Here is a 12,337-nt window from a genome sequence, read left to right as displayed (position 1 = left end):
GCCTAGGATGAAGGGACGTTAGAGGAGGGTGGAGAATTGAGACCGCGTTTGCGCGATTGGGCTTGAATAGCGTGCCAACGGCTTTCAAAGGTTGCGTCAATTTCACCCTGAGCACTGGTTACCCGGCACCCGCCACGGGCCAGTTGGTCATCAGGCTGGAGCTTCCAATTGGCGGCCCTGAGCTCATTACCCAAGTGCTCCTCTACTAAAGCGTGATCATCGGGGTTAAGCCAAAGACGTTGCTGGCCTACCAAGGGAGGCTCGGTGTGCAGAAGCTCGCGGACAATGGCCAAAACTTGTTCAGGTGTGTCCTGTAGGGCATCGCTAGCAAGTTGTTTGCCGGTGGCCAGTGCTAACTCAACCAGGTCGTAGGCGATGGTGTCATCAAGGCGTTCAAGCGCATTTGAAAACTGTTTGCCCAGTGTTTCCAGCGGCGCAACGGTCTTGTGGATTTGTGCTTCTAGCTCTTTTTTGGCCTGTTCGGCAGCGTCTGCTAACCCCTTTTCCAACCCCTCTTTGCGACCCTGCTCAAAGCCTGCGTCATAGCCCTCTTTTTCGGCTTGCTGACGAATACGCTCGTGCAGTGCCTGGCGCTCATCCTCTTCACGTTGGCGTGCCAGTTCAGCCGCTTTTTGTGCCGCCTGTACTTTGCGTTGATGGGCCGTGGGTACCTCGCCCTCTGAGGCATGGCTACTCTTCGTGGACGCCAGTTCTTCCATTTGCCAGCGGCGCCAATCGCCATGGCGATCAAATTTCGGCGAGTGAGTATTAGACATACTCGTCGTCTCCACCTGCCAAGACGATTTCACCAGAATCAGCTAAGCGCCTAACGACCTGCAATATAGCCTTCTGCTCGGTTTCCACCTGAGAGACGCGGATCGGGCCGCGGGCTTCCATATCTTCACGAACTAAATCGGCAGCGCGCTGTGACATATTACGCAGGAATTTGTCCACCAAGGCGTCCTGAGCCCCTTTAAGGGCCACCACCAGCGAGTTGGTATCGACTTCTTGGAGCACCATTTGAATAGCGCGGTTGTCGAGGTCGAGCAGATTCTCGAACAAGAACATTTCGTCGATAATTTTCTGAGCCAAATCCTCACTGTGCGCACGCACGGTCTCGATGGCGGTCTCTTCTTGGGAGGAGTTCATCAAGTTGAGGATCTCGGCCGCGGTTCTTACGCCGCCCATTTTGCTGCGCTTGAGGTTCTGACCGTCCAGCATGCTAGTGAGTACTTCGGTCAGCTCTTGCAGTGCGGCGGGCTGAACGCCGCTGAAAGTAGCGATACGAAGAACCACGTCATTGCGCAGTTTTTCCTCGAATAGCTCAAGGATGTCGGAGGCTTGATGACGATCCAGGTGAACTAGAATGGTTGCGATAATTTGCGGGTGCTCGTCGCGAATGAGTTCGGCCACCATGGAGGCTTCCATGAGGTTAAGCGCGTCAATGCCCGAATTATTGCCAGTGGTCTCTAGAATATCTTCAATCAGACTCGTCGCGCGTTCGCTGCCCAGTGCTTTGGTCAGCACTGAGCGAATGTGATCGCTGGAGTTAAGATTAAGCGCTACAAACTCTTCGGTCTCTTTATGGAATGCTTCGAGCACCGCCTTCATGTCGTCATGGGAGACCTGGTTCAGCCGGGCCATCTCCATACTGATTTCTTGCACTTCCGCAGCGCCGAGGTATTTAAAGACCTCAGCGGCACTGTCTTCATCGAGTGCAAGCAATAAGATGGCGCTCTTGCGAGCCCCGTTCATTTCAGCAATTGAACTACTCATTGGCATTCATCCAGCTACGAATGATCATCGCGACCATGCGGGGGTCTTCTTGAGCCATTTCACGCAGGTCATTGAGGTTATGCTCATAGAGTGAGGTTTTACGCCGACGCTTCGGCTTGGCGTAGGTCTCATCGCTCTCGCCTGATGGCTCTTCGCCTTCTTCGTCATCATCTTCACCGCCTACGCTGGCGGCCAGCGTGCCGCCGGGCGTTGCTGCCGCCATAACCGGTGTTTGGGTATAGCGTTTAATTAAGGGGCGCAAAATCAGCAGGTAGAGCAATAGAATCGCCAGGGCAACCAATAGGTAGCGACCTACCTTGCCAGCCAGTGACAGAACGCTGGGATCTTTCCACCATTCGACCTCCGCGGTTTCCTCGACACTGCGCGCGAAGGGAGAGTTGACGACCTCCACTTCATCGCCTCGCAGTTGCGAGAAGCCCATTGCTTGACGAACTAGACGCTCAATCTGGGCAATTTCTTCATCGGTTAGCGCAACGTCGACCCACTCGCCTTCATCGTTCATTTCCGAACGGTAGTTTACGACCACCGCGGCGGATAGCCGCTCTATCTGACCAAGGCGATGCTGGACATGCTCAATGCTGCGATCAACTTCGTAGTTGATGACGTCATCCTGACGCAAGTTGCGCAACGCTTCGGGGGGCACATCCTCTTGCTGATTAGCATCCTCTTCCTCGCCCTCCGGCTGGTTGATGGGGGAGGGCAGTGTGCCTGGCGGCGTGTTGCTCAGCGCGCCTGGAATGCCGGTGGCCAATGGGTCTTCACCGTCAAATGTAAGGCTTAGCTGGCGGCTACGTACGGCTGCTTCGTTGGGGGGTTGATTGGGCCCGTAGCGTTCAGAGGTCTGCTCGCGTCGAGAGAAGTCGATTTGCGCTGCAACCTGGGCGCGCACATTATCACGACCCAAGATGGGCGTTAGAATATGCTCAATACGCTGCTGGTAAGAGCGCTCAACCTCGACAATATATTCAAGCTGTGAACCATCCAGGTCATTACCGTTGCTTGTCTCGGCAGACAGCAGTCGGCCATCCTGATTAACCACCGTGACATCTTCAGCGGCTAGGTCAGGCACGCTGCCCGAAACCATATGAACGATCGCGCTGACCTGACCTTCACCTAAAACCCGGCCTGGTAGAAGAGTCATCACAACGGATGCTTTAGCTGGCTCACGGTCGCGAATAAAGACTGATGGCTTGGCCATGGAGAGGTGCACTCTCACGCTTTCCACCGGCCCCAGCGATTCGATTGAGCGCGCAAGCTCACCTTCAAGACCTCGCTGGTAATTAATTTGCTCGGCAAACTGGCTAATCCCAAATGCCTGGCTGTCCATTAGTTCAAGGCCAAGGTTGCCCCCGCGGGGTAACCCCTGCTCAGCAAGCTGCAGGCGCAGTGTGTGGACTTGATCACTAGGCACCATTAATGCCTGGCCACCTTCGCTGAACTGGTAAGGAATGCCGCGGGTATCGAGCTCATTGATGATGCTGCCACCATCAGCTTCGCTTAGGTTGCTATACAGCACGCGGTACTCAGGGCTACTGGCCCACATAAATAGAGCCGCCACAATAGCAATTGAGGCGGCGCCTGCGATAAGCAGTGCGACTAGCGGATTGCCACGCAGCTGTTTCAGCGTACGCTCAAAAGCTGAGCCGCTGGTGTCGCGTTCGGTATTTCCACTACCGTTGCTTCCACTATTGATATTTCCACTGCGGGGAGCGGCTTGATTCGTACTGTTTTGACGGCCTGCCGTTGCACCGGTTTCGCTCATGCGACCCTCCAGAGGGGCAGGCAAAACTGGTGTCGGCCCAGGCGCATCACCAAAGAAGGCATAGGCTATATCCGTCGATCGCGGTTATCCGCCAAAAAGATGAGGCGGAATTGTGATGACAGTCATTATCCGGTGACTAGTCGAGCATAAAGGAACGATAAGCTTCGCTTTTTATGCGCATTTGTCCGTATGAGGCGGGGCGCTTTGGTGTTAGGCTTTTTGCATTAGATATTTTTTGCGAATTGAGGTGAGCGTATGAGTACTCCCGCAATACAGGCTGCGCTACAGCAGATGCAAGGCATGGCGACTCAAGCGGCATCCACGCAGCCCCTTAGTGGTGCGCAGGCGTCAGCGGCTGTCGGGCAGGGCGGTTTTGGTGGTGAGCTGCAGGCCTCGATTCAGCGCATTAACCGACTTCAGCAGACGGCTAACAGTCAGGCGATGGCTTTTCAGGCGGGTGATCCTGATTTGCAGCTCAATGACGTGATGGTTGACATGCAGAAGGCCAGCGTTGCGTTTCAAATGGGGCTTCAGGTTCGCAATCGTTTGGTATCTGCATATCGTGATGTTATGAACATGCAAGTGTAGGGTTGTCTACGTCACGCATTAGGCTTCAATTGAGATTATTCGTCCCTGCATTTCTTCAAGTCGCTCGGCAATCTTGAGTACTTCTTCTGCTGGGATCTGGCGTATGACGTCGCCAGACTCCCTGTCTACGACTCGCGTGATCACGCGTGATGTTTCTTCGCTTAATTCGAATTCTAAGCCATGTGGGCGCATTATCTCGTTGATGCGTTGAATGGGTGCGACGAGTTCGTTGGCAGAAGTTTTCTGTTTGGCAGAAGTTTCCTGTTCGGTGGTATCTGCGCTTATAAGCTGAGTGTTGGTTGTCGCTAGCTGAGCCAGTGTGTTTTCTAGCCGCTGGCGGGGATTTAAGTGAGTTAGGGGCGATGACAGTGGTGTTATTACTTCGGTGGGTAGTGAGCTCATGGGGCACGTTCCTTTTTAATGTCAGCTTTGGCAGCCAGTTAGTGGTGCGATAGCGTGAAACGGCAGCCATAGCTCGGTTTTTTGCTAGTTAGTAAGCGTTTCTACATTGGTATCGGCAGGATGCTGAAAAACTTTACGCTTACTGGCATGGCATTGTGTTTGCTTGTTATTGGTAGCGTCGACACTACACGCTCTGTCTCTTTGCTTTTCTATAGCCCGCCTAATAAGCATGAGAAAGATGGCTTTTTGTGCATACGCCATGCTGTGGGCATCTGATATGCTTCTCGAGTTTGCGGTGAACTAATTAACGCATAAGAGTAAGCGAGGCGAGAATGGTGGCGCAGCAGGATGAGTTTGAAACAATAGTAAGTACAACAGTGATCAAGTCTCTGCTGAATACCTTGATCGAAACCGGTGGCGTTTCGCTCTGTCTTGCTGCGACGGGAGCTCGTCCAGAGCCCATTGTCTTGATGGAGCAGCACCAGGGCCAAGCATTGGTGATGGATCTTTCCTCTGTTGACTATTTACTTCACCATTTACAGGGTGGTGCTGCGTTTTACTTGCGCGGGCAGGCGCAGGGGAAAGTGCTGCAAACGCCGCTCCTGCAACTGACGGAGACGCGTCAGGCCGGGGGGCGCTTTTTGTGTTGCAGTGATTATCCTGCATCGTTGGAAGTGCTGCAGCGTCGTGAGTCCTTCCGTGCTGAGCTGCGCATGGGGATGGTGGTGTCGACAGGTTTGTATGGTGGTGATGCCGAGATAGAGGGTGAGTTGAGGGATTTGTCCCAGGATGGCTGCCAGCTTGAATTGCCATTGGCCGCTAGCGGGCTGCTGGCGGGAGCCGCTAGCCCGCTAAAGTTGGCGTTTACCTTCCCCGACGGCACCTACTTTGAAGTGCTTGGAGAGGCTCGTCATCAAAAAACCGACGCTGAGCGTCATCTGCTGCGCGTCGGTTTTAACTTCGTTGAGTGTAGTGCGGAGCAAGAGCGGCAAATTTGGTATTTCGTGTGCGAAATAGAGCGCGAAGCGGCACGCTATAAAAAAGAAGAACAAAACGAGCGTCAGCCCTCTCCGCTGTTCGCGCTGCCAAGCAAGCGACCGGGTGCAGGAGAGTTGCTTGGGCGGCGTGATGTCAAGCGCTACGCGACACCTATGGCGCGTCGGCTTGTCAAGGTCGCTGCCTACCTGGATACACAGTTGCTGTCGTTACAACAAGGTAGCGATATCGATGGGCGTCAGCTCTCCCGCTATGCTGATCGCATATTGGGTCTTCATGAAGAGGATCGTGAGGCGCTGCTGTTCGCTTCACGTTGCTTATCTCCCGAGCCTTTAATAGTGCGCCACGGTATTGCTGTGGCTGTGCATTTGCTCGATTTTGTGGGTGCCAGCATGCCTCGCGAGTTGCGCAAGGCGATAGTGGCCAGCGGTCTTATTCACGATCTTGGCAAGGCGCTTGTGCCTCAGGTGCTGTTCAAGGCGCCGCACTTTGAAGCTAAGCATCGAGAGGCGATCAGTGAGCATGTCCAGCTGTTGCTAGACCGTTTACATAACTGCCAATGGCTGTCGGCGGGTATTGTCCAGGCGGTGATTGGGGGGGTTAACGAGCGTATGGATGGTAGTGGGTATCCAAGTGGATTGAGTGGGGCTGACCTCAGTGAGCTGGCTAAGGCGAGTGCCGTTGTCGACGTAGTAGAGGCTATGCGGCGTGATCGTGCAGATCGTCCGGCTAAAACAGCACAGCAAATTTACCGGCATTTATTGCAGCACCCACACCATTTTGATATGCGCTGGATTAAACGCTATATCGATCATTTCAAGGGATTGCCAATAGGTTCGCTGGCGCACTTCTCTAGCCAGCAGAAGGGGTGGATCTTACGTCTTGATGCTAAAGGCAACCCCACGGAGGTATTGCTTGCGCCACAGGTCGAGCCGCCAATGCGTGACAATGTGGGAGTGGTCGTGCGGAGCAATATCGCTGAGCGACTTGGGCGAACCGTCGGTGAGATCGCAGTGTCTACTTGAGTGGCAATGAAGTGAATGCGTGATGGCAGTTGGTCGATGTCATGGGCTGCGCTGAAAAAAGCGTTGTAAGCCGTTAAAGTCCCCCAGACTCACGCCGATAGTTACTAGTAGTGCCGTTTATTTTTACCTTTTAATAATCGTGGTCTCACCCAATCGAGGGTGAGCATAAAATCACGCACAGGAGTTCCGCTTATGACTTACTCTCGCGGTGGCGCCGCCTATGGGCGGGGAGCTAACGCTTATGCGCGTGTTGGCGTAGAAAGCGGAGTGATGTCGGCAGATCCTCATCAGCTTATTGTGATGTTGTTTGACGGCGCCCAGGCCGCTATTCGTGCTGCACGCATCCATATCCAGGCGGGTAATACAGCCGAAAAAGGCAAGTCGATAACGAAGGCGTTGGATATTGTGAATAATGGCCTCGCAGCGGCTCTTGATCAAGAGCAGGGCGGCGAGATTGCTGAGCGCTTAGCGTCGCTTTATGACTATATTTCGCGCCTACTGTTGGCGGCGAATCTGCGTAACGATGAAGAGAGCTTAAATCAGGCCGAACGCCTGCTCGAAGATATCGCCTCAGCCTGGCGTGATATTGGTCAACAGCAGAGCGCGTGAGGCAATAATGTCAGCTCCTATATCCGCTCGTGATAAAAATGCTCAACAGACGCTGCTCACTAGCTATGAAACGCTATTGAGCCGCGTTGAGCACATGCACGAACTGGCTAATGGCGAACAGTGGGCAGAGCTAATTGATCAGCGTACCAACTATGTAATGTTGGTGGATCAGTTGCGTGAGCTGGATACCACCGTTGTGCTTGATGCCGCTGCTCAGCAGCGTAAGGCAGAACTGCTGGAGCGCATCCTTGAGCACGATGTGGAAATACGGCGTCGTTTGGTGGCGCGCCGTGATGAGCTGGGTAAGCTCATAGGGGTATCCCAGCGTCAGCGGAATTTACATAGGGCCTACGCACCACAGCAAGGGGCTCCGGTAGCTTATGACGCCGATGATGCTGATTCCACGAGGTCATCGTGAGTGGTATTACCCCTCTGATTGATACGCTCTTGCACCAAGTGCTTGGGCGGCAAGGCGAGTTGTCGCTGCAGCGGGCATTGAGTCAGCCTGTGAAGCCCGTTTCACCCGGCGAGGGGCCGCGTGCCGTAATGGGTGATGCCAATCTGGATGGCCGTGCGTCGACATCGCCGCTAGGCGACCTAAAGCGTTTACCGCACCCTCTTGATGGGGGGCGAACGTTACCCCGAGGTGAGGCGCAGCCTTCGACGACAGGTTCAACACAGACCCATTTTAGTCCTGCAGCGCGAACAATCGCCGACGTGCTGCTGCGCTTTCCAGCCCCTCCCTCGGTAATGCGGCCCGAAGCACCTCTTATCACCAGTCAGGAAGCGCCAGCAGCGAGTACAGTGGCAACACGCTTAGAGGCAAGTATTCGCGATAGTGGTTTGTTTTATGAGTCGCATCTAAAGCGCTGGTTTCAGGGTGAGGGAACCCGCCAGCAGCTAATGAACCAACCGCAAATGCAATCCGGCCCTCGTCCGCTGACTCCTCTTTTATCGACAGGCCCGAATGTGTCGCTCCCAGCTGCAGCGCCTTCGACGGCGTCTGCCTTGTCTACAGCTGTCTCAGTTGGGGTGCCACTGACCCCACAAATGCCTACGCAGTCAGCTGGAGCGCCCCTGACAGCACAGGCGCTTACGCAGGTGGGGGCGGGAGCGCCTTTGGCAGCTCCCCCGGTAGGGCAGGGAGGCATGGCTATTTTACCCAACGTGCCGCTAGTGCCTGTTACTCATGAGCAAGGCTTAGCGATTCGGTTGGCGAGCGCGTCCCATTTTTTAGCAACTGGCTCGACGGCTGCTGCCTCCACTACCCCCGCTCAAGGGGCTGCTTCGCAGGTGTCGACTAATCCTGCCCAGCCGGCCCCTATGCCTGGCGAGGCGCGCGACAGCCATCAGGCAAGGGCGGAGTATAGCCAGGCTAGGGAGATGAGCGATCTGATGGCCAATCGACCGGCTCGCGAGGTCGTTCACGAAAGCCTACAGAGCCTGGTGCGCCACCAGCTTGAAATGTTGGTGATGCCGTCTATTCGCTGGGAAGGTGATGTCTGGGCAGGCATTTTTATGGCTTTAGTAATCAATTTGCCTGCTCGTGAAGAGGGCCAGGAAGGAAAACAGCAGGGGGGAGAGCCAGACGGTGGATGGCGTTCTGATATGCAGCTCGATGTTCCCAGTTTAGGGGCATTCAGCGCGTCGCTATGGCTCTATCGAAACGTGTTAAGCATCGATTTCACCACCGAAAGTACGCACGTTTATCAGCGTATTGACGCTGGACTGCCCGCGTTAGAGAAGCGCCTTAGCGCCTTGGACTTACAAAAAGTGCAGCTTCGCGCGCGCCATATCGAAGCGGAGGCACCCCATGGCTACGCCGGGTGAGCGACGCCGTCAAGCTGTTGCCCTGGCTTACCAGGATAATGACCGTGCTCCACGGGTAGTGGCGAAAGGCTATGGTGATCTGGCCGAACGTATTATGGCTGAAGCTCAGCGTCAGGGTATTTATGTGCACAATGCGCCTGAGTTGGTAGCGCTTTTAATGCAGCTAGATCTGGATGCGGAAATTCCGGCAAGTCTCTATCAAATTGTCGCAGAACTGCTGGTGTGGGTGTTCGAACTATCAGAGGAAGGGCTAACTCATCGTGAAACGCCTGAGTAGCCATTTACAGACATTGTATGCAACCATGAGGGTAGGTAATAAAAAGTCATTAATGGCGCCAGTATAATGGTCACAACACCGCGCCTGAGTCGTTTAATGGGACATTATGAGTCAAACCAACTTTCTCGATGAAATTCAGGAAATTAATTTAGCTTATTTGCTTCTGGCGCAGCGCTTGCTTGATGAAGATCGTGAGGCTGCTATGTTTCGCTTAAAAATAGACAGCGATGTTGCCGAGCTGATTGTCTCGCTTAATGCTCGCCAGCTTACCAAGTTGGCACGAACCAGCCAATTATTGTGCCGGTTTAGCCAAACGAGTGCCGAGCGGCTTCAACAGCTTACAGATAATCCCCGCGATCAGGGGTTGGCAGGGCTTCATGCATCACTGCTGTTGGCAAGCGATGCATTCGAGCCAATGCCATCGGGAGGCGAGAAGTGAGCCAGAAAAGCTTGGTCGATGAAATGCACCAAGTGCAGCTGGCAATCGAATTGATTGAGCTGGGTGCGCGCCTTCAGGTGCTGGAAACAGAAACGGAATTAAGCCGCACGCGTTTGATCAAGCTGTATAAGGAAGTGCGTGGCATGTCACCGCCTAAGGGCATGCTGCCTTTTTCCACCGACTGGTTTATTACTTGGCTTCCCAATGTGCATTCGTCGCTGTTTTACAACATTTATTTAAGCCTGAAGGAGGCGGCAGGCTGTGATCGCATCGATGCCTTTGTCAAAGCATATCGGCTCTATGACGAGCAAATGTCGCTGGAAAAGGTGGAGCCGGTTCTCGGGTTAACCCGTGCGTGGACGCTGATACGCTTTTTCGAGAGTGATTTGCTCCAGCTTAATCAGTGTACGCGTTGCACTGGGCAGTTTGTGGCGCACGCTCATAGCCCCGCTCAACACTATGTGTGCGGTATTTGTCAGCCCCCCTCAAGAGCGGGTAAAACGCGCAAAGCACAGCGGGAGAATAGTGAAAAAATGTAACAATCTCTGCGATTACATCACTGATGGTGTGAAGTAGGGTATAAGACAGTAATGAGTACTAACAAGAAATAAGTGTATTGGCTTAGATAGGCCTAAAAGCCAGTGGTGCTTTTTCATTAAACAGACGTCTGGCCCTAGTATAATAGGGCTAAGACATGCTTGGAATGGAACATTGCTTAAACATCAGATCAGGTGGCTAAGTTTTGGTTCCCTAATTTAATACTGAATACCGCAAGGATCCTGCTTGTGCTGATACCTCTAGGTTATGTAATCGTATTGCTATCTGTGTTTGGTGGCTATGTGCTGGCAGGTGGCAGCTTAGGCCCCTTGTATCAACCTCTTGAGCTGCTGATTATTGGCGGAGCCGGGGTTGGTGCATTTATCGCAGCGAACAATGGCAAAGCGATTAAAGCGACCTTTAAAATTTTGCCCCGGCTCAAGCGCGCCAAAAAATATAACAAAGAACTTTATATGGAGCTGATGGCGCTGCAGTATAAATTACTCTCCAAAATTCGCCGTGAAGGCATGTTAGGCATTGAACGGGATATTGATAATCCCGAGGAGAGCCCGCTGTTTCAAGAGCATCCTACGGTATTGGCTGATCCTCATATCATGAATTTTCTAACGGACTATCTGCGCTTAATGGTAAGCGGTGGCATGGAACCCATGGAAATTGATGAGCTGATGCTGCACGAGATTGAGGTCTTTGAGCAGGAAGCTCATATTCCTGTCGATGCCATTGCCAAAGTCGGCGATGCCATGCCTGCCTTCGGCATCGTGGCGGCAGTAATGGGGGTCGTTAAAACACTCACCTACGCCGATGCTACGCCGACTCAGATGGGTGTGATGATCGGCCAAGCGCTAGTGGGCACCTTCTTGGGTATTTTGCTGGGCTATGGTTTTGTTAGTCCGCTGGCAAGTTACATCGAACGGCAGGCGAAAGAAGCCGAAAAAATGCTCCAGTGTATTCGCATTACGCTGCTCGCTAGCTTGCACGGTTATGCGCCGCAGTTGGCTGTTGAATTTGGTCGCAAGGCACTGTTTGCCGCCGAGCGCCCTAGTTTTACGGAGCTTGAAGAGTATGTAAGGGATGCAAAAAAGGCCGGTAACGCATGAGTAAGGGTGGTGACAAGCGTCCGATTGTCATTCGACGCAAAAAAGTCGTCCATGCTCATCACGGTGGTGCCTGGAAAATTGCCCTAGCGGATTTTATGACTGCTCTGATGGCCTTTTTTTTGGTGCTATGGCTTTTGAGCGTTTCCAGTGAAGAGACGCGCAAGGGGGTGGCAGAGTACTTTAGCACCCCCCTGGTGACGGCGATAACCGGTGGCGATCGTTCGGGCAGCACCAGCGCGATTCCCGGCGGCGGGCCCGATCCCACGCATAGCGATGGGGAGCGGGCGCGCATTGATAGCCTTCAGCGCACTCGTCCAAGCATGCAGGAACGAAACTTTTTCCGGGATTTACAAGAGCGTATTGAACGGGCCATTGAGCGAGATCCCGAGCTGCGCCAGTTGCGCAATCAAATGCGGTTTGACTTGACCCGCGAAGGGCTGCGCATACAGCTACTCGATACCGACCAGCGGCCCATGTTTGAGCTGGGTAGCGACCAAGTGGCGCCTTATATGCGCAGCTTGTTACGTACCATCGCACCGCTGCTAAATGAGCTTCCCAATGAGCTAAGTATCAGCGGGCATACCGATAGCGTCCCCTATGCGGGAGGCTATCGTGGTTACAGTAACTGGGAACTTTCCAATGATCGCGCTAATGCGTCGCGCCGCGAGCTTATTGCGGGTGGCTTTGATCCAGGTCAGTTACTTCGCGTGTCTGGCTTTGCAGATCGTGTGTTATTGCCCGAGACTGAGCCAACCGATCCTATCAATCGACGCATAGAGCTGGTGGTGTTGTTTCCGGAAATTGCTGATGCGATTCGCAATCCTACTGTAATGGAGTCGGGAGATGCATCGCCAGAAGCTTCAATCGAAGCACTAGAAGCTTCAGCCGAAGCGCAAATTGAATCAACACAACAAGACGAGCCTCAGGTTCAAGCGCAAGAGTGATCTGAGCCTGTCA

At 53.6% G+C, this 12,337-nt stretch carries 14 protein-coding genes; 10 read left to right on the top strand and 4 right to left on the bottom strand.

The features are described from left to right. Positions 1–2 precede the first annotated feature (2 nt). From AC4EYZ_RS11140 to fliF, 3 genes are read right to left on the bottom strand one after another with little or no spacing between them, the layout of a single operon-like run. Positions 3–776 carry a flagellar assembly protein FliH gene (locus AC4EYZ_RS11140; protein WP_027958751.1) on the bottom strand — a complete coding sequence of 258 codons (774 nt, stop codon included), beginning with the start codon at positions 774–776 and terminating at the stop codon, positions 3–5. After that, positions 769–1,776 (bottom strand): flagellar motor switch protein FliG, encoded by a 1,008-nt coding sequence (fliG, locus tag AC4EYZ_RS11135; RefSeq protein WP_027958752.1) that lies wholly within the window; start codon positions 1,774–1,776, stop codon positions 769–771. Before fliG ends, AC4EYZ_RS11140 begins: the two co-directional genes overlap by 8 nt. Beyond that, positions 1,769–3,559 (bottom strand): flagellar basal-body MS-ring/collar protein FliF, encoded by a 1,791-nt coding sequence (gene fliF, locus AC4EYZ_RS11130; protein WP_159175896.1) that lies wholly within the window; start codon positions 3,557–3,559, stop codon positions 1,769–1,771. The genes fliG and fliF overlap by 8 nt, the downstream gene beginning before the upstream one ends. A 255-nt stretch (positions 3,560–3,814) precedes the next feature. Between fliF and fliE the strand changes: the two genes are divergently transcribed. Then, positions 3,815–4,147: a flagellar hook-basal body complex protein FliE gene (gene fliE / locus AC4EYZ_RS11125; RefSeq protein ID WP_039860567.1), complete on the top strand. Its 333-nt coding sequence runs from the start codon at positions 3,815–3,817 to the stop codon at positions 4,145–4,147. An 18-nt stretch (positions 4,148–4,165) separates the two neighbouring features. On the opposite strand, the gene AC4EYZ_RS11120 is transcribed toward fliE, so the two are convergent. Then, positions 4,166–4,549 (bottom strand): flagellar protein FlaG, encoded by a 384-nt coding sequence (locus AC4EYZ_RS11120; protein WP_159175897.1) that lies wholly within the window; start codon positions 4,547–4,549, stop codon positions 4,166–4,168. Between the two features lie 332 nt (positions 4,550–4,881). On the opposite strand from AC4EYZ_RS11120, the gene AC4EYZ_RS11115 reads away from it, so the two are divergent. The 9 genes from AC4EYZ_RS11115 to motB all read left to right on the top strand — a co-directional run bounded on the left by AC4EYZ_RS11115 (position 4,882) and on the right by motB (position 12,324). Next, the gene (locus AC4EYZ_RS11115; protein WP_474191265.1) at positions 4,882–6,570 is read left to right on the top strand and encodes an HD domain-containing phosphohydrolase; all 1,689 of its coding nucleotides are present in this window, start codon (positions 4,882–4,884) and stop codon (positions 6,568–6,570) included. Between the two features lie 192 nt (positions 6,571–6,762). After that, complete coding sequence (fliS, locus tag AC4EYZ_RS11110) at positions 6,763–7,179, top strand: flagellar export chaperone FliS (RefSeq protein WP_022520935.1); 417 nt, start codon at positions 6,763–6,765, stop codon at positions 7,177–7,179. A gap of 7 nt (positions 7,180–7,186) precedes the next feature. Then, a complete protein-coding gene (gene fliT, locus AC4EYZ_RS11105; protein ID WP_022520934.1) occupies positions 7,187–7,597 on the top strand; it encodes a flagellar protein FliT in 411 nt (136 codons plus the stop codon). Beyond that, the gene (fliK, locus tag AC4EYZ_RS11100) at positions 7,594–9,009 is read left to right on the top strand and encodes a flagellar hook-length control protein FliK (protein WP_474191266.1); all 1,416 of its coding nucleotides are present in this window, start codon (positions 7,594–7,596) and stop codon (positions 9,007–9,009) included. The genes fliT and fliK overlap by 4 nt, the downstream gene beginning before the upstream one ends. Continuing rightward, positions 8,993–9,286 carry an EscU/YscU/HrcU family type III secretion system export apparatus switch protein gene (locus AC4EYZ_RS11095; protein WP_474191267.1) on the top strand — a complete coding sequence of 98 codons (294 nt, stop codon included), beginning with the start codon at positions 8,993–8,995 and terminating at the stop codon, positions 9,284–9,286. Before fliK ends, AC4EYZ_RS11095 begins: the two co-directional genes overlap by 17 nt. Positions 9,287–9,392: 106 nt before the next feature. Further along, positions 9,393–9,725, top strand: a complete 333-nt coding sequence (flhD, locus tag AC4EYZ_RS11090; protein WP_138801288.1) for a flagellar transcriptional regulator FlhD — start codon at positions 9,393–9,395, stop codon at positions 9,723–9,725. Beyond that, positions 9,722–10,264, top strand: coding sequence for a flagellar transcriptional regulator FlhC (gene flhC, locus AC4EYZ_RS11085; RefSeq protein WP_009288432.1), 543 nt, complete (start codon positions 9,722–9,724; stop codon positions 10,262–10,264). Before flhD ends, flhC begins: the two co-directional genes overlap by 4 nt. Positions 10,265–10,510: 246 nt before the next feature. Next, on the top strand, positions 10,511–11,380 hold the full coding sequence (gene motA / locus AC4EYZ_RS11080; protein WP_027958761.1) for a flagellar motor stator protein MotA: 870 nt from the start codon (positions 10,511–10,513) through the stop codon (positions 11,378–11,380). Then, entirely contained in the window at positions 11,377–12,324 is a 948-nt protein-coding gene (gene motB, locus AC4EYZ_RS11075; RefSeq protein WP_022520929.1) for a flagellar motor protein MotB, read from the top strand. Before motA ends, motB begins: the two co-directional genes overlap by 4 nt. Positions 12,325–12,337: the final 13 nt, after the last annotated feature.

The organism is Vreelandella sp. 162(4c) (assembly GCF_058152265.1).
This window is presented reverse-complemented; position numbering and strand designations above follow the sequence as displayed.